The sequence below is a fragment of the Kutzneria buriramensis genome, assembly GCF_003387475.1.
Taxonomy (GTDB): Bacteria; Actinomycetota; Actinomycetes; order Mycobacteriales; family Pseudonocardiaceae; genus Kutzneria; species Kutzneria buriramensis.
In genome coordinates, this window is sequence record NZ_QUNO01000006.1 from 475404 (window position 1) to 498221 (window position 22818).

Annotated in this window: 22 protein-coding genes and 1 pseudogene; 16 read left to right on the forward strand and 7 right to left on the reverse strand. The window is 71.0% G+C overall.

Translation table 11 applies throughout. The features are described 5' to 3' along the window. The first annotated feature begins 3 nt into the window (after positions 1 to 3). The 11 genes from BCF44_RS20335 to hypB are packed head-to-tail and all read left to right on the forward strand — an operon-like array spanning position 4 to position 9102. Positions 4 to 1773: a nickel-dependent hydrogenase large subunit gene (locus tag BCF44_RS20335; protein ID WP_116175885.1), complete on the forward strand. Its 1770-nt coding sequence runs from the start codon at positions 4 to 6 to the stop codon at positions 1771 to 1773. A gap of 3 nt (positions 1774 to 1776) precedes the next feature. Beyond that, the gene (locus tag BCF44_RS20340; RefSeq protein WP_116175886.1) at positions 1777 to 2640 is read left to right on the forward strand and encodes a NifU family protein; all 864 of its coding nucleotides are present in this window, start codon (positions 1777 to 1779) and stop codon (positions 2638 to 2640) included. Further along, the gene (locus BCF44_RS20345) at positions 2637 to 3251 is read left to right on the forward strand and encodes a DUF5947 family protein (protein WP_170217637.1); all 615 of its coding nucleotides are present in this window, start codon (positions 2637 to 2639) and stop codon (positions 3249 to 3251) included. Before BCF44_RS20340 ends, BCF44_RS20345 begins: the two co-directional genes overlap by 4 nt. After that, positions 3244 to 3876 (forward strand): DUF6084 family protein, encoded by a 633-nt coding sequence (locus BCF44_RS20350; RefSeq protein ID WP_116175887.1) that lies wholly within the window; start codon positions 3244 to 3246, stop codon positions 3874 to 3876. Before BCF44_RS20345 ends, BCF44_RS20350 begins: the two co-directional genes overlap by 8 nt. Continuing rightward, positions 3873 to 5153, forward strand: a complete 1281-nt coding sequence (locus BCF44_RS20355; RefSeq protein ID WP_116175888.1) for a hypothetical protein — start codon at positions 3873 to 3875, stop codon at positions 5151 to 5153. The genes BCF44_RS20350 and BCF44_RS20355 overlap by 4 nt, the downstream gene beginning before the upstream one ends. Positions 5154 to 5155: 2 nt before the next feature. After that, on the forward strand, positions 5156 to 5623 hold the full coding sequence (locus tag BCF44_RS20360) for a hydrogenase maturation protease (RefSeq protein WP_246015345.1): 468 nt from the start codon (positions 5156 to 5158) through the stop codon (positions 5621 to 5623). Next, the gene (locus BCF44_RS20365) at positions 5601 to 5876 is read left to right on the forward strand and encodes a HypC/HybG/HupF family hydrogenase formation chaperone (protein WP_116175889.1); all 276 of its coding nucleotides are present in this window, start codon (positions 5601 to 5603) and stop codon (positions 5874 to 5876) included. The genes BCF44_RS20360 and BCF44_RS20365 overlap by 23 nt, the downstream gene beginning before the upstream one ends. 2 nt (positions 5877 to 5878) lie before the next feature. After that, positions 5879 to 7006 (forward strand): hydrogenase formation protein HypD, encoded by a 1128-nt coding sequence (gene hypD, locus BCF44_RS20370; protein ID WP_116175890.1) that lies wholly within the window; start codon positions 5879 to 5881, stop codon positions 7004 to 7006. Further along, complete coding sequence (gene hypE, locus BCF44_RS20375; protein WP_116175891.1) at positions 7003 to 8076, forward strand: hydrogenase expression/formation protein HypE; 1074 nt, start codon at positions 7003 to 7005, stop codon at positions 8074 to 8076. The genes hypD and hypE overlap by 4 nt, the downstream gene beginning before the upstream one ends. Next, complete coding sequence (locus BCF44_RS20380) at positions 8076 to 8444, forward strand: hydrogenase maturation nickel metallochaperone HypA/HybF (protein ID WP_116175892.1); 369 nt, start codon at positions 8076 to 8078, stop codon at positions 8442 to 8444. The genes hypE and BCF44_RS20380 overlap by 1 nt, the downstream gene beginning before the upstream one ends. Further along, positions 8422 to 9102, forward strand: a complete 681-nt coding sequence (gene hypB, locus BCF44_RS20385) for a hydrogenase nickel incorporation protein HypB (RefSeq protein WP_116175893.1) — start codon at positions 8422 to 8424, stop codon at positions 9100 to 9102. The genes BCF44_RS20380 and hypB overlap by 23 nt, the downstream gene beginning before the upstream one ends. A gap of 3 nt (positions 9103 to 9105) precedes the next feature. Here hypB and BCF44_RS20390 read toward each other — a convergent pair whose 3' ends face one another. The 3 genes and pseudogenes from BCF44_RS20390 to BCF44_RS20400 form a co-directional block, all read right to left on the reverse strand. Further along, positions 9106 to 10839, reverse strand: coding sequence for an ABC transporter ATP-binding protein (locus tag BCF44_RS20390; protein WP_116175894.1), 1734 nt, complete (start codon positions 10837 to 10839; stop codon positions 9106 to 9108). Positions 10840 to 11143: 304 nt separating this feature from the next. Further along, positions 11144 to 12559, reverse strand: a pseudogene (locus BCF44_RS20395) (ABC transporter transmembrane domain-containing protein); the annotation flags it as partial. A 57-nt stretch (positions 12560 to 12616) separates the two neighbouring features. Further along, positions 12617 to 13213 carry a hypothetical protein gene (locus BCF44_RS20400; protein WP_116175895.1) on the reverse strand — a complete coding sequence of 199 codons (597 nt, stop codon included), beginning with the start codon at positions 13211 to 13213 and terminating at the stop codon, positions 12617 to 12619. 64 nt (positions 13214 to 13277) lie between these two features. Between BCF44_RS20400 and BCF44_RS20405 the strand changes: the two genes are divergently transcribed. Beyond that, complete coding sequence (locus BCF44_RS20405) at positions 13278 to 13880, forward strand: hypothetical protein (RefSeq protein WP_116176037.1); 603 nt, start codon at positions 13278 to 13280, stop codon at positions 13878 to 13880. Here the strand turns inward: BCF44_RS20405 and hypF are convergent, their stop codons facing one another. After that, positions 13881 to 16046, reverse strand: a complete 2166-nt coding sequence (hypF, locus tag BCF44_RS20410; protein ID WP_246015346.1) for a carbamoyltransferase HypF — start codon at positions 16044 to 16046, stop codon at positions 13881 to 13883. 46 nt (positions 16047 to 16092) lie between these two features. Between hypF and BCF44_RS20415 the strand changes: the two genes are divergently transcribed. Together BCF44_RS20415 and BCF44_RS20420 are read left to right on the forward strand one after the other, a co-directional pair. Continuing rightward, on the forward strand, positions 16093 to 16806 hold the full coding sequence (locus BCF44_RS20415) for a thymidine kinase (protein ID WP_246015318.1): 714 nt from the start codon (positions 16093 to 16095) through the stop codon (positions 16804 to 16806). Between the two features lie 423 nt (positions 16807 to 17229). Beyond that, a complete protein-coding gene (locus tag BCF44_RS20420; RefSeq protein WP_043714016.1) occupies positions 17230 to 17574 on the forward strand; it encodes an RNA polymerase-binding protein RbpA in 345 nt (114 codons plus the stop codon). A gap of 83 nt (positions 17575 to 17657) precedes the next feature. On the opposite strand, the gene BCF44_RS20425 is transcribed toward BCF44_RS20420, so the two are convergent. From BCF44_RS20425 to BCF44_RS20435, 3 genes are read right to left on the reverse strand one after another with little or no spacing between them, the layout of a single operon-like run. Further along, positions 17658 to 18416: a polyprenol monophosphomannose synthase gene (locus BCF44_RS20425; RefSeq protein ID WP_116175896.1), complete on the reverse strand. Its 759-nt coding sequence runs from the start codon at positions 18414 to 18416 to the stop codon at positions 17658 to 17660. A gap of 32 nt (positions 18417 to 18448) precedes the next feature. Next, complete coding sequence (lnt, locus tag BCF44_RS20430; RefSeq protein ID WP_246015320.1) at positions 18449 to 20038, reverse strand: apolipoprotein N-acyltransferase; 1590 nt, start codon at positions 20036 to 20038, stop codon at positions 18449 to 18451. Positions 20039 to 20083: 45 nt separating this feature from the next. Continuing rightward, positions 20084 to 21163 carry a hypothetical protein gene (locus BCF44_RS20435; protein WP_147328551.1) on the reverse strand — a complete coding sequence of 360 codons (1080 nt, stop codon included), beginning with the start codon at positions 21161 to 21163 and terminating at the stop codon, positions 20084 to 20086. A 125-nt stretch (positions 21164 to 21288) separates the two neighbouring features. Between BCF44_RS20435 and BCF44_RS20440 the strand changes: the two genes are divergently transcribed. Both BCF44_RS20440 and BCF44_RS20445 read left to right on the forward strand, forming a co-directional pair. Then, positions 21289 to 21843, forward strand: a complete 555-nt coding sequence (locus BCF44_RS20440; RefSeq protein ID WP_116175898.1) for a dihydrofolate reductase family protein — start codon at positions 21289 to 21291, stop codon at positions 21841 to 21843. An 11-nt stretch (positions 21844 to 21854) separates the two neighbouring features. Continuing rightward, entirely contained in the window at positions 21855 to 22769 is a 915-nt protein-coding gene (locus BCF44_RS20445) for an RNA polymerase subunit sigma-70 (RefSeq protein ID WP_116175899.1), read from the forward strand. The last annotated feature ends 49 nt before the right edge of the window (positions 22770 to 22818 follow it).

Genomic DNA, 22818 nt, shown 5'->3' on the forward strand with positions numbered 1-22818 from the left:
ACCATGACCACATCATCGGACAACCTCGTTGAGATGTCGTGGGACCCGATCACCCGGATCGTGGGCAGCCTCGGCATCTACACCAAGATCGACTGGGCGGCCAAGCGCGTGGTGGAGTGCCACTCCACCTCCTCGGTGTTCCGCGGCTACAGCATCTTCATGAAGGGCAAGGACCCCCGCGACGCGCACTTCATCACCAGCCGGATCTGCGGGATCTGCGGCGACAACCACGCCACCTGCTCGGTCTACAACCAGAACATGGCCTACGGGGTGCGGCCGCCGCACCTGGGCGAGTGGATCATCAACCTCGGCGAGGCCGCCGAGTACATGTTCGACCACAACATCTTCCAGGAGAACCTGGTCGGCGTGGACTACTGCGAGCGCATGGTCCGCGAGACCAACCCGGGCGTGCTGGAGCTGGCCAACCGCACCGAGGCGCCGCACGCCGCCGAGCACGGCTACCGGTTCATCGGCGACATCATGCGGTCGCTCAACCCGCTGGAGGGCGAGTTCTACCGCGAGGCGCTGCAGGTGTCCCGCTCCACGCGGGAGATGTTCTGCCTGATGGAGGGGCGCCACGTGCACCCGTCCACGCTCTACCCCGGCGGCGTCGGCACGGTGGCGACGGTGCAGCTGTTCACCGACTACCTGACCCGGCTGATGCGGTACGTGGAGTTCATGAAGCGGGTCGTGCCGATGCACGACGACCTGTTCGACTTCTTCTACGAGGCGCTGCCCGGCTACGAGGAGGTCGGCCGCCGCCGCGTGCTGCTGGGCTGCTGGGGCTCGCTCAACGACCCGACCGCCTGCGACTTCACCTACCGCAACATGGCCGACTGGGGCCGCAAGATGTTCGTCACCCCCGGGGTCGTGGTCGACGGCAAGCTGGTCACCACCAGCCTGGTCGACATCAACCTGGGCATCCGGATCCTGCTGGGCTCCTCGTTCTACGAGGACTGGGAGGACCAGGAGATGTTCGTGACGCAGGACCCGCTGGGCAACCCGGTGGACCGGCGCCACCCCTGGAACCAGCACACCATCCCCCGCCCGGCCAAGCGGGACTTCGACGACAAGTACTCGTGGACGATGTCGCCGCGCTGGTTCGACGGCACCGACCACCTCGCCCTGGACACCGGCGGCGGCCCGATCGCCCGGCTGTGGACGACGGCGCTGGCCAACCTGGTGCACACCCCGTACGTGAACTCCACCGGCCACTCGGTGCGCATCGACCTGCCGCGCACGGCGACCAGGCCGGAGGCCAGCTTCGAGTGGAAGATTCCACAGTGGAGCAACGCCCTGGAGCGCAACCGGGCGCGCACCTACTTCCAGGCCTACTCCGCCGGCTTGGCGCTGCACTTCGTGGAGCAGGCGCTGGCCGAGATCCGCGGCGGGCACACCAAGACGTGGGAGAAGTTCGCGGTGCCGGACGAGGCGATCAGCTGCGGCTTCACCGAGGCGGTGCGCGGCGTGCTGTCGCACCACATGGTCATCCGCGGCGGCAAGATCGCCAACTACCACCCGTACCCGCCGACGCCGTGGAACGGCAGCGTGCGGGACTCCTTCGGCACGCCCGGCCCGTACGAGGACGCGGTGCAGAACACACCGATCTTCGAGGAGAACACGCAGGAGAACTTCAAGGGCATCGACATCATGCGCGCGGTGCGCAGCTTCGACCCGTGCCTGCCGTGCGGCGTCCACATGAACCTGTCCACCGGAAAGGTGATCGACAAGATGCACACCCCGCACGCCTTCGGCTCCGCCCTCGGGGAGTGACGGGTGGCCTCGGCTGGTGAGGTCGGCGACCGCGTCGAGCGGCTGCTGGCGGAGTTCGAGCAGGTCGCCGACCCGACGCTGGCGGCCCGCGCGGAGGAGCTGGTCCGCACGGTCGTCGAGTTCTACGGGGCCGCGCTGGAGCGGGTCGTGGAGCTGGCGCCCGAGCCGGTGCTGGAACGGCTGGCCGACGACCCGCTGGTCTCCGGCGTGCTGGTGGTGCACGACCTGCACCCGCACAGCCTCCAGCAGCGGGTGCAGCACGCCCTGGACGCGGTGCGGCCCTACCTGGGGTCGCACTCCGGGGACGTCAGCCTGGTGGAGATCACCGACGAGGGCGTGCTGCGGCTGGCGCTGGGCGGCAGCTGCAACGGCTGCCCGTCCTCGATGGTCACCGTGAAGCTGGCCATCGAGCAGGCGATCGAGCACGCCGCCCCGGAGATCGCCCGCATCGACGTCGAGGGCGCTGTGTCGGATCCTTCTGGTCCGCAGCAGACCGGGCCCGGCGGGCGGCCGCTGCTGCCGATCGTGACCGCCGAAAAAGGATCTTGGGCGGACAAGGCGTCGTGGGTGGAGCTCGGCGAGGCCCGCATGGTCGCGGTCGGCACCGTCTCCTCGGCGCAGGTCCGCGGCGCGGCGACGGTCGTCTGCAACGCCGAGGGCACGTTCTACGCCTACCGGGACCGCTGCCCGGCGTGCCGGGAGGCGTTGTCCGGCGGGCACTTCGACGGCCGGGTGCTGTCCTGCCCGGCGTGCGGCGCGGGCTACGACGTGGTGCTGGCGGGTCGGGCGGTGTCCGGCGACGGGCACCTGGATCCGCTGCCGCTGCTGGCCGAGGACGGGACGATCCGGGTCGCGGTGCCGGCATGACGTCAGGGCTCAGGCGGTTCGCGAAGCGCGTCCCCACCGAGCAGGTGGAGCGGTGCGAGATGTGCGCGCGACCGATCGCCCACGAGCACTCGCACGTGGTCAACACCGAGTCGCGGGCGATCCTGTGCGCCTGCCGGCCGTGCTATCTGCTGTTCACGCACGAGGGCGCCGGCAAGCACCGGGCGATCCCCGAGCGGTACGTGCACGTGGCCGACCTGGCCGGCGGCCGGGCGCTGTGGGAGTCGGCGGGCATCCCGGTGCGGATGGCGTTCGTGTTCACCAACTCCGAGCTGGACGCGCCGGTGGCGTTCTACCCGAGCCCCGCCGGCGCGACGGAGTGCCTGCTGCCGCTGGAGTCCTGGACTCAGCTGCTGGCCGACAACCCCGCGCTGGCCGATCTCGCGCCGGACGTAGAGGCGCTGCTGGTGTGTGTTAATTCCCTTGGGCAGGACGGGGACCGGTTCGAGGGGTTCCTGGTGCCGATCGACGCCTGCTACCGGCTGGTGGGCGTGGTGCGGCTGAACTGGAAGGGTTTCGACGGCGGCACCGAGGCGTGGCGGGAGATCGACGCCTTCTTCGCCGACCTGCGGGAACGGGGCCGTCATGGCTGAGCTGGCCTTCGAGTGCCTGGACGTGCACCCGCTGCGCTACGGCGTGGCGCCGGCGCTGGTGTTCCGGCTGCACATCGCGGAGGTCAACGCCGCCGAGCTGCACGCCATCGCGCTGCGGGTGCAGATCCGCATCGAGCCGCAGCTGCGCCAGTACGCCGAGCACGAGGCCGAGCTGCTGACGTACCTGTTCGGGGAGCGGGCGCGGTGGGGCGAGACGCTCAAGCCGATGCAGTTCACGTCGGCGTCGGTGATGGTGCCCAGCTTCACCGGATCCACCGAGGTGGACCTGGAAGTGCCGTGCACGTACGACATGGAGGTGGCGGCCGGCAAGTACTTCCACGCCCTGGACGACGGCGTGGTGCCGATGGTGCTGCTGTTCTCGGGGACGGTGTTCGCCAAGGGAGACAAGGGTTTCTGGGTGCATCCGATCCCCTGGCACCAGCAGGCCAGCTACCGGATGCCGGTGTCGGTGTGGCGGGACATGATGGATTCCTACTTCCCGCACGAGGCGTGGATCCGGCTGGACCGCGACACCGTGGACGCGATGCTGCGGTACAAGTCCGCGAACGCCATTCCCACCTGGGACGACGCGATCCGGTCCCTGCTGAAGGAGACCGGGACATGAGCTCCTCGTCGCCCCTGGCAGCGATCGACCAGGCTCGGGCAGTGGCGGACGCCGTTCTTTATGAGGGCTATCTGCTCTATCCCTACCGGGCGTCCGCCACCAAGAATCGGATGCGCTGGCAGTTCGGGGTGCTGATGCCAGCGGCGTTCCCCGAGGAGCACTCCTCCAGCGTCACCCAGCTGCTGGTGGAGCCGGGCCTGCACACCACCCTGCACCTGCGGGTGCGGTTCCTTCAGGTGCAGGCCCGCACGGTCGAGGTCGACGGCGCCGCGGTGCCGTCGGTGACCATCGACGACAGCGACTGGACCAGTTGGGACGAGGCCGTGGAGCAGGAGGTCGACGCCGTGCTGCGGTTCGCCGACCTGCTGGCCGGTGACAACGTCGTGCCGTTCACCGTGGCGGGCGGCGTGACATCCGAGCGGCTTTCCGAGGATGCCTGCGTCGTCCGTACGCGATGGCCGCTGGTCGGCCAGCTGCGGCTGCGCGCCGACGCCCTGCCCGGCCCCTACGGGGCGTCGCGGCTGACCGTGGAGCTGGTCAACACCTCGGAGTGGTCCGGCACCGACCGCGACGAGGCGCTCCGGCACGCCCTGATCGCCGCGCACACGGTGATGTCGGTGTCCCCCGGCAAGTTCGTGTCGATGGTCGACCCGCCTGAGTGGGCGAAGCCCGCCGTCGCCGAGTGCCACAACCGGCACACGTGGCCGGTGCTGATCGGGGACGACGACACGGTGCTGTCTTCGCCGATCATCCTCTACGACTACCCGGCGATCGCCGAGGAGAGCGCCGGTGAGCTGTTCGACGGGTTGGAGATCGACGAGATCCTGTCGCTGCGAACGATGGCGCTGACCGACGAGGAGAAGCGCGAGGCGCGGGCGACCGACCCGCGCGCGGCCGAGATCGTGGACCGGGTGGACGCGATGCCGCCGGAGCTGCTGGACCGCCTGCACGGCACCATCCGGTACCTGCGCTCGGTGGAGCAGCAGGAGGACAAGCCCTGGTGGGACCCCGGCGCCGACGCCAGCGTGGATCCCGACACCGACAGCGTGATCGTCTCCGGCGTGCGGGTCGCGCGCGGCTCCCGGGTGCGGCTGCGGCCCGGCAAGAAACGGGCCGACGCGCAGGACATGTTCCTGGCCGGACGGGAGGCGACCGTGCAGGCCGTGCTGCACGACGTGGACGGCGACCTGCACCTGGCCGTGACCCTCGACGGCGACCTGGACCCCGCCTACGGCCGGTTCCGCTACTTCGCGTGCGAGGAGGTGGAGCCGCTGTGACGGTGCTGATCGCCGGCGTGGGCAACATCTTCCTCGGCGACGACGGTTTCGGCGTCGAGGTGGTGCATCGACTGTCCACTCGGGACCTGCCGGACGGGGTGCAGGTCCGCGACTACGGCGTGTCCGGCATGCACCTGGCGTTCGACCTGCTCGACGGCTACGACACCACCATCCTGGTCGACGCCACCTCCCGCGGCGACGCCCCCGGCACGGTGTACGTCGTCGAGCTCGACCCCGTCACCGAACCGTCGGGGCCGGTCGACGCCCACGGCATGCAGCCGGACGTCGTCATGCAGCTGCTCGCGATGCTGGGCGGGCACCCCGGTCGAGTGCTCCTGGTGGGCTGCGAGCCGGCGAGCGTGACCGACCACATCGGACTGTCCCCACTGGTTGCCGCAGCGGTGGAGGTGGCCGTCGAGAAGGTGATCGAACTCGTGGAGGTGTGTGATGTGCCTGGGCATTCCCGGTGAGGTCATCGAGATCCTGACCGACCGGCCCGACCTGGCCAAGGTCGACGTCAGCGGCGTGAAGCGCGCCATCAACATCGGCCTGCTGGAGGGCGAGTCGGTGGCGCCCGGCGACTGGGTGCTCATCCACGTCGGCTTCGCCCTGTCCAAGATCGACGAGGGCGAGGCGCGGGCGGCGATGGAGTTCCTGGAGTCCATCGGCAAGGCCTACGAGGACGAGATGGCCGCGCTGGCCGCCTCCCGGATCGAGGAGTAGACGTGCGTTTCGTCGACGAGTTCCGCGACGCCGACAAGGCGAGGGCGCTGGCGTCGAAGATCGCCGGGCTGTGCGAGCCGGGCCGCCGCTACAAGTTCATGGAGGTCTGCGGCGGGCACACCCACACCATCTACAAGCACGGCCTGGAGGACTACCTGCCCGAGCAGGTGCAGCTGGTGCACGGCCCGGGCTGCCCGGTGTGCGTGATCCCGATGGGCCGGGTCGACGACGCCATCCACATCGCCCGCCGGCCCGAGGTGATCATGACCTCGTTCGGGGACATGATGCGGGTGCCCGGCAGCGGCGGGAACTTCTTCGACTCCAACGCCGAGGGCACGACCATCCGGATGGTGTACTCGCCGCTGGACTCGCTGAAGCTGGCCCGGCAGAACCCCGACAAGCAGGTCGTGTTCATGGCCATCGGGTTCGAGACCACCGCGCCGTCCACCGCGATGACGCTGCTGCGCGCGGCCGCCGAGGGCCTGGACAACTTCTCGGTGTTCTGCAACCACGTGACGATCATCCCGGCGATCAAGGCCATCCTGGACTCGCCCGACCTGCGGCTGGACGGCTTCATCGGCCCCGGGCACGTGTCCACGGTGATCGGCTGCCGGCCGTACGAGTTCATCGCCGGCTCCTACGGCAAGCCGGTGGTGGTGGCCGGCTTCGAGCCGCTGGACATCCTCCAGTCCATCTACATGCTGATGGTGCAGCTGCACGAGGGCCGCTCCGAGGTGGAGAACCAGTACTCGCGGGTGGTGCCGTGGCAGGGCAACCCGGTGGCGCTCAAGGTGATCAACCAGACCATGCAGCTGCGGCCCTACTTCGAGTGGCGGGGCCTGGGCTTCATCTCGCACTCGGCGCTGCGCGTCCGCGACGACTACGCCTCGTTCGACGCCGAGGCCCGCTTCGAGGTGCCCGGCGTGCGGGTGGCCGACCCGAAGGCGTGCCAGTGCGGCGAGGTCCTCAAGGGCGTGCTGAAACCGTGGGAGTGCAAGGTGTTCGGCACCGCCTGCACCCCGGAGACGCCGATCGGCACGTGCATGGTGTCGCCCGAGGGCGCCTGCGCCGCGTACTACAACTTCGGCCGGTTCAGCCGCAAGCGGGTGCAGGAGGTGACGATCGGATGATCGATCGCGAGCAGCAGGTGCTGGACCGGATCGAACGGGCGCGGCGGCGGCCGGCGAAGGTCCGCGAGGAGCGGATCACGCTGTCGCACGGCTCCGGCGGCAAGGCCACCCACACCCTGATCGAGGCGGTGTTCCTCGACGCGTTCGGCAACCCGGCGCTGGCGCCGCTGGAGGACGCCGCCCGGCTGCGGATCGGCGACGCCCGGCTGGCGCTGACCACCGACTCGTACGTGGTGTCGCCGCTGTTCTTCCCCGGCGGCGACATCGGCGACCTGGCCGTCAACGGGACCGTGAACGACCTGGCGGTGTCCGGGGCGACGCCACTGTACCTGACGTGCGGGTTCATCCTCGAGGAGGGCTTCCCGATCGCGGATCTGACCCGGATCGCGGCGTCCATGCGGGCGGCCGCGGACCGGGCCGGGGTCATGATCGTCACCGGCGACACCAAGGTCGTGCAGCGCGGCAAGGCCGACGGCTGCTACGTCAACACCGCCGGCGTCGGGGTCGTCGAGGGCTCGGCCGAACTCGGCGTCGCCGCAGTTCAGCCCGGAGATGCGATCTTGGTTTCCGGGCCCATCGGCGAGCACGGCGTGACCATCATGCTGGCCCGCGGCGAGCTCGACATCGAGGCGGACCTCGTCAGCGACACGGCCCCCTTGAACGGCCTGGTGGCAGAGTTGCTGGCCTCGACGTCCGGGGTGCACGCGATGCGCGACGCCACCCGGGGCGGCGTCGCGACCATCCTCAACGAGATCGCCACCGACGCGCAGGTGTCGGTGATCGTCGACGAGCACGCCATCCCGGTGAAGGCCGAAGTGCGGGGCGCGAGCGAGCTGCTGGGCATCGACCCCCTGTACGTGGCGTGCGAGGGCCGCCTGGTGGCCGCCGTGGCCGGTGATCAGGTCGACGCCGCGCTGGCGGCGATGCGCGCACACCCGTTGGGCACGCAGGCCGCCGTGATCGGGCGCGTGGAGGCCGACCAGCCCGGGATGGTGCTGCTCAACACCGCGTTCGGCGGCACTCGGATCGTGGACATGCTCGTCGGCGACCCTCTGCCCCGGATCTGTTGATGCACGAGCTGTCGCTGACGCAGGGCGTCGTGGAGGCGATCACCGACCGGCTCGGAGACCGCCGGGTCGCGATGGTGCGGCTGGAGATCGGGAAGCTGTCCGGGGTCGTGGTGGACTCCGTGCGGTTCTGCTTCGACCTGGTCGTCGCCGGCACGTCCTTGGAAGGCGCCCGGCTGGAGGTCGTGGAGCCCGGCGGCAGGGCGCGCTGCCGGGACTGCTCCGCGGAGTTCCTGTCCGACGACCCGATCCTGCTGTGTCCCTGCGGCTCCAGCGACGTCGAGGTGCTGGCCGGCATGGAGTTGCTGATCAAAGCCGTTCAATTGGCCCCTGGGGAGGTGGTCCCTGATGTGCGCGACGTGCGGGTGTAGCGACCACTCCCACGAGCACGGCGGCGGCACCGTGATCGACCTGGAGGAACGGCTGCTGGCCCGCAACGACCACCTCGCCTCGCACGTGCGGGAGTGGCTGGCCGGGATCGAGGTGCGGGCCTACAACCTGATGAGCTCCCCCGGCTCCGGCAAGACCACACTGCTGGAACGGACGGTGCGGGAGCTCGGGCTGCCGTGCTCGGTGATCGAGGGCGACCAGGAGACCACCTTCGACGCCGACCGCATCCGGGCCTCCGGGGTGCCCGCCGTGCAGGTCAACACCGGCGCCGGCTGCCACCTGGACGCCGTCATGGTCCGCAAGGCGCTGGCCGAGCTCGACCCGCCCGCCGGCTCCGTGGTGTTCATCGAGAACGTCGGCAACCTGGTGTGCCCCGGCCTGTTCGACCTCGGCGAGAACGGCCGGGTGGTGATCATGTCGGTCACCGAGGGCGAGGACAAGCCGCTGAAGTACCCGCACCTGGTGCGGACCGGCGACATCGTGCTGCTCAACAAGGTGGATCTGCTGCCGTACGTGGACTTCGACCGGGCCAAGTTCCTGCGCTGCCTGCGTCAGGTCAACCCGCACGCCCCGGTCCTGGAGGTGTCGGCGCGGACCGGCGAGGGGCTGGCGGACTGGTACGAGTGGCTGTCCCGGTAGTCCTCACGTCGCAGCTCCAGCTCCATGCCAGGTTCGCCAGAGGTCGGCGTAGTCCCCGCCGCTGTTGACGAGTTCGGTGTGCGTGCCGAGCTCGGCGAGGCGGCCGTCGCGCAGGACGATGATGCGGTCGGCGTCGTGGGCGGTGTGCAGGCGGTGGGCGATGGCGATGACGGTGCGGCCGGCGAGCACGGCGGCGAGGGCGCGTTCGGCGGATCGGGCGGCGGTCGGGTCGAGCATGGCGGTGGCTTCGTCGAGGACGAGGGTGTGCGGGTCGGCGAGGACAACGCGGGACAGCGCGAGTTCCTGGGCCCGGGCGGCGTCGAGATGGAAGGCGGAACGGCCGAGCTCGGTGTCCAGCCCGTGCGGGAGGTCGTCGACCCAGTGGGCGCCGACGGCGTGTAGGGCAGCGCGCAGGTCGTCGTCGGTGGCGGTGGGACGGGCCAGCAGCAGGTTGCCCCGCACGGTGTCACGGAAGACGTGCTGTTCCTGCGTGACCAGCACGATGTGTTCACGCAGCACATCGGGCGGCAGGTCGGCGACGGCGACGCCGCCGACGGTGACGGAACCGACGCGTGGCCGCTCCAAGCCGGCCAGCAGCCGGCCGAGTGTCGACTTGCCGGCACCGGAGGGGCCGACGATGGCGAGGTGTTCGCCGGGGCGGACGCGAAGGTCGATGCCGCTGAGCACGTCGCGGCCGGCGGTGTAGGCGAAGGACAGGCCGCTGACCTCGATCCGGTCGCCGGCAGGAGTGGCCGGTGCGGAAGGTCGGGGCTCGTGGACGGCGACGAGGCCCTCCAGCCGCGCGAACGACGCCGTCGAGCTCTGGAGCTGTTCGAGCCAGATCGACAGCGTCTCCAAGGGACCGGTCAGCTGCCGCACGTACATCGCGCACGTGACGACCGCGCCCAGGCCGAGCACGCCGTCGTCGTACAGCGCGCCACCGACGAGCAGGATCCCGACCAGCGGTAGCACGGCCGACACGTCGAGGACCGGATAGAGCACGGTCCGCAGCGACAGCGTGCGCATGACGTGGGTCCGGGAATCCTCGATGGCCGCGACGACGGCGTCGATCCGCCGGCGCTGAAGGCCGAGCGCCTCGACGGTGCGCGCGCCCGCTGCCGTCGACACGAGGACCTCGGCCAGCCGTGACGTGCTCGCAGCAGCGGCGAGGTAGGCCGACCGGGCCCGGCGCAGGTACCAGCGCAGCACGACGACGATCCCGAACAGTCCGACGACACCGCACGCGCCCAACAGCGGGTTGACGACGAGCACCGCGACCAGCACGAACGCCGCCTGCACGGCCGCCACCAGCAGTTCCGGCACGCCGGAACGCAGCGTCGCGGCGACGGTCGACACGTCGCCAGTCGCCCGTGTGGTCAGGTCGCCGGTCGACACCCTCGCCACCAGAGCCGCCGGCAGCGCGAGAACCCGCTCCAGGAACCGCTCGCGGACGGCGGCCGCCACGCGTTCGCCGAACCGGCCGCCGACGTGGCGGGTGAAGCGGGTCAGCACGAGCTGAGCCAGCGCGCACGCCACGATGAGCAGGGCGAGCCACGTGACGTCGCCGCCGACCTGCACGACGTCGACGATGCGACCCAGCAGGTACGGAGCGCCCAGGCCGGCGACGGTCGACAACGCGGTCAGCGCCAGCGTGAGCGCGAACGCCCCGGGATGGTCGCGGACGAGCGCGACGGCGGCGTGCCGGGCCGCGGCCGGCTCCGACACCGGCAGGGTCATGACGCGGCGTCCTCGGCCAGGCTGGCGAGACCATCCGCCGGTAACCGGGACTGCTCGCCAGCAGTTCACCGTGCGTGCCGGTGGCGGCCACATGGCCGTCGATCAGGTAGTGCACGACGTCGGCCTGCGCCAGCATTGTCGGCGATGTCGTGGTCACCAACGTCGTGGTCACCAACGTCGTGCGACCACGTCGCGCGGCCGGCAGCCGGTGGGCGATCAGTGCCTCGGTGTTCGCGTCCACAGCGGACGTCGGCTCCGTGGCCAGCAGGATCTCGGGGTCGGCGACCAGGGCGCGAGCCAACCGGACGCGTTGCCGCTGGCCGCCGGACAGCGTGCCGCCCAGCGCTGCGACCGCCGCGTCGAGGCCGTCCGGGAGACCGGCCAGGACGTCGTCGGCGGCGGCCGCGTGCACGGCGTGCCGCAGCACGTCGTCGCTCGGCTCCCAGCGACCGCTGAGCACCTCGCGCAGCGTGCCCGCGAAGATGTCGGCTTCGTTGTCGGCGACCAGGATTCGGTCCCGAAGCTGCGCGGCGGCGATGTCCCGCACCGGCACCCGGCCCCATCTCGCGTCGGACGGCGCGAACGCGCCCAGCCGATCGATGACGGCCGCCGATGTCGCGGGCCGGTCGGCGGCCAACGCCGTGAACCGGCCGGCCTCGACCCGCACGCCCGAGCCAGGATCGACCATGTCGGCAAGCCCGGCCGGCGCGTCGCCGCTGCCGGTGTGGGCGGCCGGCAGCGTGAGCACGGCGATCACCCGGCGGGCCGACACCATGGCCTGACTCAGCGCGGTGACGTCGTCGATCACTGCGGCCACCGGCACGACCAGCACGGCGACGTAGCCGTAGACGGCGATGAGGTCGCCGATCGACAGGGTGTGTGCGGCGGCCATACGCGCGGCCACCCACATGACCGCGGCCAGGAAGACCACCGGCAGGCCGACACCGATCGCCGGAATCCAGCTCGACACCGCGGCGACCCGGAACCCTTCCTCACGCAGCCCGGCGGACTGGTCCCGGTAGCGGCGGCCGAACTCGGCCTTGCCGCCGATCCCGTTGAGCACATGCAGGCCGTCGACGATGTCCACCATGCGGGCGGTCAGCCGGCCCTGCCGGGCGCGGTACTCGGTGAGGGTGCCGCGCAGCCGGCCCAGCACGGGTCCGATGACCACGCCGATCACCGGCACGCCCAGCAGCACGATCACCGCCAGCAGCCCGGAGATCGGCACGAGCAGGGCGGCGACGACGAGGTAGGCGATGACCGCGCCGACGCCGGGACCCACGAACGTCAGGCCGGTGCCGACGATCATCACGTCGGAGATGCCGATCGTCGCCACCTCGCCCGCGCCGACCTTGCGGTCCAGCTCGCCGCCGAGCCGCACGTTGTGCTCCACCAGCGCGCGGATGGTCCGGAACATGGCGTCGCGGCGCACCATCGTCAGGGTTCGGTGCCGCAGGATGCCGATGATCGCCGTCGCCACGGACACGCCGAGCAACACGGCGACCCATCCGAGCAGGGTGCCGAAGCGCCCGGAGCGCAACCCGTCGTCGACGGCGCGGGACAGCAGGTAGGGCGGCAGCGTCAGGCTGACCATCCAGGTCGTGCCGAGCACGGTGCCGCGGACGACGCGGCCGAGCTGACTGCCGATGAGCCAGCGCAGATAACGCGAGGCGGAACGAAGATCGGCCGGGCGCGGCTCCCGGAACGGTCGGTCGGCCATTGGTCCCCCCAGGTCCAGACTCCACTCACTGTAACGAGCGGACCCGTTGCCGCCGGCTCAGGAGGTGGTCACCGGGCGCCGCACGGCGGTGGCGACGCCCTGCGCCAACAGCACGAGGAAGCTGACCGCGGCGATGGTCAGCAGGACGTGGCCGTCGGAGGCGTCGCTGGACAGGATGGTGGTGGCATTGCCGGCGGGGTCGAAGCGGACGCTGATCTGCTGGCCCACGGTGATGTCGTCGTACTGCTCGCCGTTGCCGGTGATCGCGGACGGCCGGCCGCCGTCGCAGGCCAGGGCGAGGGTGTCGGTGGTGGCGTAGCCGGTGAGCCCTGGGGTGATGGACGTGACCTGACAGGAGACGTCGCTGCCGCGTTGGTACAGCACGTACGCTTCCGCGCCGGCCGCGCCGGTGACGAACAGGGCGAGCACCCCGGCGAAGGCGAGGATGGCCCCGACGGCGGGAAGGTCAGAGCTCAGCACGAAGATCAGGAACGCGAAGCCGGTGACCAGGAACCCGCCGATGATCGCGATGCCCAGCAGCCCGCCCCACAACCCGTCGGAGCCGTCGATGTGGTTCCAGGCGTAGGCCAGCGAGAGGCCCGCGCACACCAGCGGCAGGCCGAGCCCGAGCAGGATCCGCAGCGCAACCCTCACCCGGTGAGGATGGCATCGGCAAAACCGGGTGCGGGCGGGATTCGTCCTGATGTTGCATGACGGAATGACCGAGGGACCCTTGGCGGCGTTGCGGGAAGCGGTGGAACGGACCAGGGCGGTGACCCGGGATCGGCCGCCGACCGGGCTGGGCCATGACGACGCCGACGACAACGCCGGCACGATCGACACCGACAGCGCCCGGGACTTCGACCCATTGCCGCTGCTGACGGCCCTGCACGAGGCGGGCGCGCGGGTGGCGGTGATCGGGCAGGTGGCGGGCATCCTGCACGGCTCGCGCGAGCTGACCGGGGACCTCGACCTGTTGTGGGACGGCGATCCGGCGCAGGCAGAGGCGTTGGCCGAGGCCTTCACGGCGGTGGGGGCCGAGTTGGTGGACGACGACGGCCGGCCGGTTCCGTTGACGCCGCAGGCGTTCCTGCTGCCGAAAGTCCAGTTCGAGTCGTGCAACGCCAGCGGCGACTGCTGCACGGTGGCCCTGCCGTGGGGGACGCTGCCGGTGCGGGAGTTCCTGGACCGGGCGCTGACGGTGTCGGGCCCGGACGGCTTGGAGGTGCGCTACCTGAGACGGGAGGACCTGATCGCGATGCGGCGCGAGGTGGGGCGGCCGAAGGATCTGCGCCGGGCCGAGGAGCTGGAGCGGCTGTGATCAGGCGCCGGCGATGGCGGCCTGGCCGAGGCTGATGCCGCCGTCGTTGGTGGGCACGCGCCGGTGCGTGAGAACCCGGAAACCGTTGTTCGCCAACAGGTTCACGGCACGCGTGGTGAGCAGGACGTTCTGGAAGACGCCGCCGGACAGGGCGACGGTGTCCAGGCCGCTGCGGTCGCGGGCCTGGCGGCAGCCGGCGAGGATGGCCGCGGCGACGCCGTTGTGGAAGCGGGCGGCGATCACCGGCGGCTCGATGCCGGCGGCGCGGTCGGCGACGATGCCGTGCAGGAGGTCGACGCCTTGCACGATCAGCTCATCGACGCGGACCGGGTAGCCGTCGGCGACGCCGGGGTCGGCGAGTTGTTCGAGCTCGACGGCGGCCTGCCCCTCGTAGTTGATCTCGTCGCGGACGCCGAGCAGCGCGGCGGCGGCGTCGAAGAGCCGGCCGGCGCTGGACGTCACCGGCGAGTTCACGCCCTTGGCGGCCATCGCGACGACCGCGTTCCACTCCGGACGCCAGCTTTCGACCGTGTCGCCGAGGTAGGCGGCCGCCATCCGCCACGGCTGGCGGATCGCGGCCGCGCCGCCGGGCATGGGCACCGGCGCGAGATGCCCGATCCGCTCAAAGCCGTGGAGGGAGGCGATCAGGAACTCGCCGCCCCAGATGGTGCCGTCGGTGCCGTAGCCGGTGCCGTCGAACGCCACGCCGATCACCGGCCCGGGCTCCCGGTTGTCGGCCAGGCAGGAGGCGATGTGCGCGTGGTGGTGCTGCACGCCGACGAGCTCGACGCCGTCCAGTCCGAGCGCGTACTTGGTGGACAGGTACTCGGGGTGCAGGTCGTGGGCGACGACCTGCGGGGTGATCTCGAACAGGCGGGAGAAGTGCTCGACGCCCTCGGTGAACGACCGGTAGGTCTGCATGTTCTCCAGGTCGCCGATGTGGTGCGAGACGAACGCGCGCGAGTCCTTGGCCAGGCAGAACGTGTTCTTCAGCTCCGCCCCGCAGGCCAGCACCGGCCGTCGGCACCGCCGGGTCAGCGTCACCGGCTCGGGCGCGTACCCGCGGGAGCGGCGCAGCAGCGCGCCGGCGCGGACGACGGAGTCGTCGGTGCGGATGTGGATGGGCCGGTCGTGGTCGAGCACGGCGTCGGCGATGCCGGCCAGCGGCGCGGCGTCACGGTAGGCGATCGGCTCCTCGGACAGGTTTCCGCTGGTCAGCACGATCGGCTCGCCGAGGTCGCGCAGCAGTAGGTGGTGCAGCGGTGTGTACGGCAGCATCACGCCCAGGTACCGGTTGCCGGGCGCGACCGCCGCCGCGATGGGGGTGCCGTCCCGGCGCGGCATCAGCACGATCGGCCGGCGGTGCCCGGTGAGGTCGCTCAGCGACTCGCCGTCCACGAAGCACAGCTGCCGCGCCTGGTCGACGTCGGCGGTCATGACCGCGAACGGCTTGTCCTCGCGGTGTTTACGCGCCCGCAGCGTCGCCGCCGCGATCGGGTGAAACGCCGCCACGGCCAGGTGATACCCGCCCAATCCCTTGACCGCCAGCACTTCCCCGTTCCGCAGGCGCCGGACGGCGTCGGCGAGCGGGTCGGCGGCAGCAGCGAGTGACAGTCGCGGCCCGCAGTCGGGGCAGCAGGTGGGCTGCGCGTGGAAGCGGCGGTCGCCAGGGTCGTCGTATTCGGCGCGGCACGGCCCGCACATGTCAAATCCCGCCATGGTCGTCAGCGGCCGGTCGTAGGGGATGTCGCGGACGATGGTGAACCGCGGCCCGCAGTTGGTGCAGTTCACGAACGGGTACCGGTAGCGGCGGTCGGCCGGGTCGAACAGTTCGCGCACGCAGTCCGCGCACGTCGCCGAGTCGGCCGACACCAGCGTGTTGCGGACGCCGGCGGCGTCGGACGGGGCGATCTCGAAGCGCGCCGCGCCGCTCGGGGCGGCCTCGGTGACGCGGACGTGCTCGATGCGGGCCAGCGGCGGGGCGTCGCGCTGCAGCGCGGTCAGGAACTCCCCCACGGCCTCCGGCGCACCCTCGACCTCGACGAACACGCCGGCGACGTCGTTGCCGACCCGGCCGGCCAGCTCCAGGCGGGTGGCCAGCGCGTGCACGTAGGGGCGGAAGCCGACGCCCTGGACGACTCCGTCGACCCGAACGTCCCTGCGGATACGCCGGTCCACGCCCGTAGTGTCGCACCCGTTAGGGTCACCCGCCGTGAGCGAATCCGGATCGATCATCGACGCGACCGACGCGCTGTCCTCGGTGCCCGCGGCGGGCTCGCGCCGCTGCGCCCCGCAGACCGGCCGGATCCGCTGGTACTTCGGGCCGATGGACTGCGGCAAGTCCACGCTGGCTCTCCAGATCGACCACAACCAGGCCCGGCAGGGCCGGCACGGCCTGGTGCTGGTGCGGCACGACCGGTCGGGGCGGCCGCAGATCTCCAGCCGGATCGGCATCAGCCGGCAGGCCACCGAGGTCGCCGACGACGCCGACCTGCGCCGGCTGGTGCGCTCGCGGTGGGCGGCCGGGCAGCGGGTGGACTACCTGGTGGTGGACGAGGCGCAGTTCCTGTCGGCCGAGCAGGTGGAGCAGTTGGCCGAGCTGGCCGACGACGCGCAGGTGGACGTGTACTGCTTCGGCATCGCCACCGACTTCCGCAGCCGGATGTTCGCGGGGGCGCGGCGGCTGTTCGAGCTGGCCGACGAGTTGCACCCGGTGCAGGTGGAGGTGCTGTGCTGGTGCGGGCTGCCGGGCCGGTTCAACGCCCGGGTCAGCGGGGGCCGGGTGCTCCGGGAGGGTGACACGGTGATGGTCGCCGACACCGACCATGCCGATGAGGTGCGCTATCAGGTGCTGTGCCGGCGTCACTTCCGCACCGGCGAGCTGGCGGCGGAGCCGGTGTCGCCGGCGCAGCTGAGCCTGACCTGACAGCAGCCTTGCGTGCCGTACGCCACGTGTCGAACGGGCAGGTTCTGGGGTAACCACTGACCGTGAACAGGTTCGCGTTGGCCATATATGCTACGCTCTGTCATCAGAAGTCGGGGAAAAAGTCACTCATTGATGGTCTTGCTGACACGCTTGGTTGCGGAATGCAGTCAGACGGGACGGCCGCGTCGGGTGGAAGCGACACGGACTAGGCCATTAGAGTGATAGTTGCACTCGGTAGCTGGATAACGCGTCACGACGTCCGACCGATTGCATCCCAGAGACGGGACACTCTGGTTGACACGTGAACGACGTCACCCTGGGTGCCGAAACCCCTCACCGGGGAACGATTGGACCAGTCCCGTCGTTGCACTCGGTAAGCACAACCCGGGGCGTCAGCCCCGAGCCGAGCGAAAGGACACCGTCATGGCCGACCGCGTTCTGCGTGGTAGCCGGCTCGGAGCGGTCAGCTACGAGACTGACCGCAATCACGACCTCGCGCCGCGCCGGTCGGTGCGGTACGCGTGCCCGAAGGGGCACGACTTCGAGGTGCCGTTCTCCGACGACGCCGAGATCCCGCCGGTCTGGGAGTGCCGACTGCACGGCCTTGAGTCGAAGATCATGGACGGCAACGAGCCGGAGCAGAAGAAGATCAAGGCCCCGCGCACGCACTGGGACATGCTGCTGGAGCGCCGCAGCATCCCCGAGCTGGAGGAACTGCTCACCGAGCGCCTCGAGGAGCTCAAGGGCCGCCGCACCCGGACCGCGTGAGGACCGCCGAGCCCACCACGAAGTAACAGAATCACCCCCTGGCGGCCGCCGCCAGGGGGTGATTCGCGTCCAGGACCACCAAGCTAGCGCTTGATGATGCCCAGCTGCTCGGCGCGCCGGCGCAGGCCCCACTTGGTGACCCGCAGCAGCGCCTCCCGCACGATCGAGCCGCTCATCTTGGACTCGCCGATGGCGCGCTCGGTGAACGTGATCGGCACCTCGACGACCTCGAAGCCGGCCTCGATGGTGCGCCAGGTGAGGTCGATCTGGAAGCAGTAGCCCTGCGAGGCCACCGAGTTGATGTTGATCTTCTCCAGGACCGAGCGGCGGAACGCCTTGAAGCCGCCGGTGATGTCCCGGATGGAGGTGCCCAGGGCCAGCCGCGAGTACAGGCCGCCGCCGCGGGAGATCAGCTCCCGGTACTTGGGCCAGTTCACCACGCGTCCGCCGGGCACGTACCGCGAGCCCAGCACCACGTCGGCGTCGGTGAGCGCGTCCAGCAGCCGGGGCAGGTCCTCGGGCGCGTGCGAGCCGTCGGCGTCCATCTCGACGATGACCCCGTAGTCGCGGTCCAGCGCCCAGTTGAAGCCGGCCACGTAGGCGGCGCCCAGGCCCGCCTTCTCGCTGCGGTGCATCACGTGCACCCGCTCGTCGGCCGCGGCCATCTCGTCGGCCAGCTGGCCGGTGCCGTCGGGGCTCCCGTCGTCGACCACGAGCGCGTGCGCCTCGGGCAGCGCCTCGTGCAGCCTCGCGACGATCGGGCCGATGTTGTCCCGCTCGTTGTACGTGGGGATCACCACCAGCACCTGGCCGAGCTCCGCGCGGCTGTCCTGGTCCGCCATCAAAAGGTCCTCTTCCGGTGTTCTCGTGTCTGTCAGGTCGTGTTGGCCCGGCGCCGTCGCAGGCGTGAGCCGATCGCGATCGCCAGCGCTGCCAGACCGGCCGCGGACACCACCCATTCGGGCCAACCGCCGAGCCGGGTGGCCAGCGTAGCGGTCGTCCGCAGCGGCACCGACGCCACCAGCGTCGCCGCCGTGTAGAGCTCACTCTGCCGTGTGACGGATCCGTCCGGTTGCACGATGGCGCTCACGCCGCTGGTCGCCGAGACCGCCACCGCGCGGCCGTACTCCACCGCGGCGACCCTGGACATGGCCAGCTGCTGGTAGCTCATCTCGCCAGGTCCGTACCACGCGTTGTTGGTGGGGATGGCGAGCATTGTCGCACCGGCCCGAACCGCGTCGCCGACCACCTGCTCGTAGGCGACCTCGTAGCAGATGGCGACGCCGACGGTGGTGCCGTCGATGGGCAGGGCGCCGGGCTTGTCGCCGGGGATCATGTCGCGGGTGTCGGCGACGAACGGGGTGACCGCGGCGGAGATCGTCCGCAGCGGGATGAACTCGGCGAACGGCACCAGCTTCTGCTTGGCGTAGCGAGGGCCCGGCCCGCTGCGGGGGTCCCACACCTGCACCACGTTCTGGATGGTGGTGGGGTTCTCGATGAGCCGGCCGCCGATCAGGAACGGCACGCCCACGTCGGCGATGGCCTTGGACAGCTCCGGGTCGTCGGTCGGGTCGGGGTCCAGGTCGGTGGCGACCTCGGGCCACACCACGATGTCGGGCTTGGCGACCTTGCCGGCCCTGATGTCGGCGGCGAGCCTCTCGGTGGCGGCGATGTGGTTGCGGCGCAGGATCGGCGTGTCGTACATGAGGTTGATACCGTCGTCGGGGGCGTTGCCCTGGATGATCGCGACGGTGCGGGTGCCGGCCTCGGCGTTGGTGGAGATCAGCGGCCAGCTCGCCGCCCCTGCCACCACCGGCAGCACCAGCAGCGCGACCGGCAGCACCAGGGCACGGCGGCGGTCGCCGGCCCGCCAGCGTGCGACGAGTTCGGCGGCGCCCGCGCCGGTGGCGATGACGGCGAAGCCCAGCAGCATCGTGCCGCCGATCGCGGCCAGCGGCAGGAACAGGCCCTCCGGCTGGCCGAAGGCGACCTTGCCCCACGGGAACCCGTCGAACGGGAAGTAGGTGCGCAGCACCTCGCTGCCCAGGAACACCAGCGACATCCAGATCGGCGCGCCGCGCAGCTTGCTCACCACCGCCATCGCCGCGCCGGCGATCGCCATGTACAGCGACACCACCAGTGACAGGCCCACCCATGGGAACGGGCCGAAGTCGGCGCCGAGGAAGCTCTGGAGCCACGTCAGCAGCGGCAGCATGAATCCCATGCCGAAGCACAGGCCGTAGACGAAGCCGCCGCGGGCGCTGCGGTGCCGCAGGGCGGCCGTGAACAGCGCGAACGCCAGCGGCGCGAGGTACCAGAGGGTGCGCGGCGGGTAGCTGGCGTAGAGGATGCCGCCGCCGGCCAGGGCGGCGGCCATGCGCATCAGCACGGGGACAGCGCGGCGACGTCGGGACGGCAGCGCGAGCGGAATGTCGGATTCCGACGTCACAGCGGGTGCAACCACCCGTTCAGCCTACGGGCCGGCTGTGAGACCTCTGTCGAGTGCAGATCACGAAACGGCGTTGGTGGCGCCGGCCCGGTCCAGTGCTGTGCACACGCCGACGCCGGCGAGCAGGAACCCGGCGGCCGCGGCGAGCAGGTGGGCCTCGGGGTAACCGCTGGCCAGCACATAGCCGGCGGCCGCGCCGGCGACTCCGGCCGCTGCGGCCAGGGCGAGGCGTCCCAGGTATCGGCGGTCCCAGCCGCGCCACAGCGCGGCGGCGACGATGACCGCTCCGGCGAGCATCGACACGCCGGCGGTGCCGAAGTTGAAGCCGTATCGCAGCGGCAGCGCCGGCACCATGAACAGCACCAGGAACCACTCCAGCGACGCGGTGACCGAGGCCATGTTCGGTCCGTGCGTCGCCGGGCGGCGCGCCCACCAGCGGGCCACCGCCAGCACGACCAGCGCCACGGCGACGGTCGGCAGCCACGAGACGGTGTGGCCGAGGTTGTAGAGGGTGACGGTGTCGTACACCGCCAGCACGACGCAGCCCAGCGCGCCGAGGGAGGCGACGAACGGTGCCAACCGCGGCGGCCCGGCCGCGCCTTCGGACAGCAGCGGCAGCAGCAGGGGTGTCACCACGCCGGACACCACCCGGATCGCGATGTCACCGGTCGTGTACGGGCTGGGCAGATCCCACTCGATCAGGCAGAACGTCACCGTGTAGGAGGCCGACAGCAGCCACCGCGCGTGCACGGCCCGGCGGAACGCCGCCGCGCTGAACCACCGGCACACCAGCAGGTACGACAGCACGCCGAGCGGCAGCTCGATGGCCGACTGGACGTGCAGCACCGTCCACGGCCACGCCGGCAGCACGGAGGCCAGCCCGCCGAGGTCGGCCAGGTCGAACCAGCCCGGCGGCATCAATCGGGCGATACGCGAGGTGTCGCCGTGCCAGGCCTGATCGACATACGCCGTGAACAGGACCTGGTTGACGAAGAACAGGGCGATCACGGCCACCAGCCAGGTGCCCGGATGACGCGGCCAGCTGCCGCCCGGCCGTTCCGGCGCTCCCCCGCGCGGCACCCACCACAGGCCGGCAACGGTTGCCACGACGATCAACGCCGCCAATATCAACTCCCCCACCCGCGCAGCGTAAGGCCCCCGATCGTGGGGACGGATCCCCGGCTCACCGACCGATTCCTTTTCGCGCCGAGCCGGGTCTACCTGTCGGAGGGGTCGGAACGTCCGGCCCCGACGAGGGAGGCATCATGCGCAGGCTCATCGCGTCGGCGTTCGTCACGCTGGACGGCGTGGTGCAGGATCCGGGCGGGTTCGGGGAGCTCGACGGGGGCGGCTGGGCGTTGGAGTACTTCGACGCGGCCGCGGTGGAGAGGGCGACGGCGGCGATCCTGGCCAGCGACACGTTCCTGATGGGGCGGGCGACGTTCGAGACGGTGGAACGGGCGTGGGGGCACAACACCGGGCCGTACGCCGAGGCGATGCACAAGATCGCCAAGGTCGTGGTGTCTCGCACTGTGACCGGTCCCCTGCCGTGGAACGCCACCGCGTTGACCGGCGACGCGGCGCGGACGGTCGCGCAGCTCAAGGAGGGGCCGGGCGCGGACATCATCATGTACGGCAGCTTCACGCTGATGCGGACCCTGTTGCGGCACAACCTGATCGACGAGCTCAGCCTCGGCGTGCACCCGCGTGTCCTCGGCGAGGGCACGCGCCTGTTCGACGGCTCGGCCCCGCACACCCTGCGGCTCGTGGCTGCCGAGACCGGCGCGACGGGCGTCGTCACGCTGACCTACGCGCCGTAGATTCGACGCCGATGGGAGATTTCTCGACCGACACCGAGCCCTACCGGCGCGAGCTGCTCGCCCACTGCTACCGCATGCTCGGCTCATTCGACGACGCCGAGGACGCGGTGCAGGAGACCTACCTGCGGGCGTGGCGGGCGTACGAGGGGTTCGAGGGCCGGGCGTCGGTGCGCACGTGGCTGCACCAGATCGCCACCAACGCCTGCCTTTCGGCGTTGTCGCACCGCAGCCGGCGGTTCCTGCCGTCCGGTCTCGGCGGGCCGGTGGACGACCCGGCGGCTGTGCCGGTGACCGCCGATGTGGCGTGGGTGCAGCCCGTGCCGGACTCGGTGCTGGATCCGGCGACGATCGTGGCGTCGCGGGACAGCCTACGGCTGGCGTTGATCGCCACGCTTCAGGCGCTGCCGGGGCGTCAGCGGGCGGTGTTCATCCTGCGCGACGTCATGTCGTGGCCGGCTTCAGACGTCGCGCAGGTCATGGGCACCAGCACTGCCGCCGTGAAGAGCACGCTGCAACGCGCGCGGGCCCGGCTGGCCGAAGAACCGCCCGACGTGGAGCGGGCGGTCGAGCCGGGGCAGCTGGAACCCGTGCTGGGGCACTACATCGCCGCCGTCGAACACGCCGACGGCGCCGCGCTGGAACGCGTGCTGCGCGCCGACGCCTGCCTGGAGGCGACGCCGTTCAGCACCTGGTTCTCTGGCCGCGCCACCTGCGTGCCATACCTGGTGCGGCAGGTGCTGGGCTCCCCCGGCGACTGGCGACTGCTCCCCACCAGCGCCAATGGCCAACCCGCCGCCGTCGGCTACCACCGCGGCGCCGCCTACGGCCTGCTCGTACTCACGGTGACTCCCACAGGCATCGCCCGCATCCACGCCTTCGGCGACCCCGCGCTGGTGAAACGCTTCGGCTTCCCGCCAACGCTGTGAACCCCGCGAGTCGCGCCCACAGCCAGGACGAATGTATGAACCGGAATTC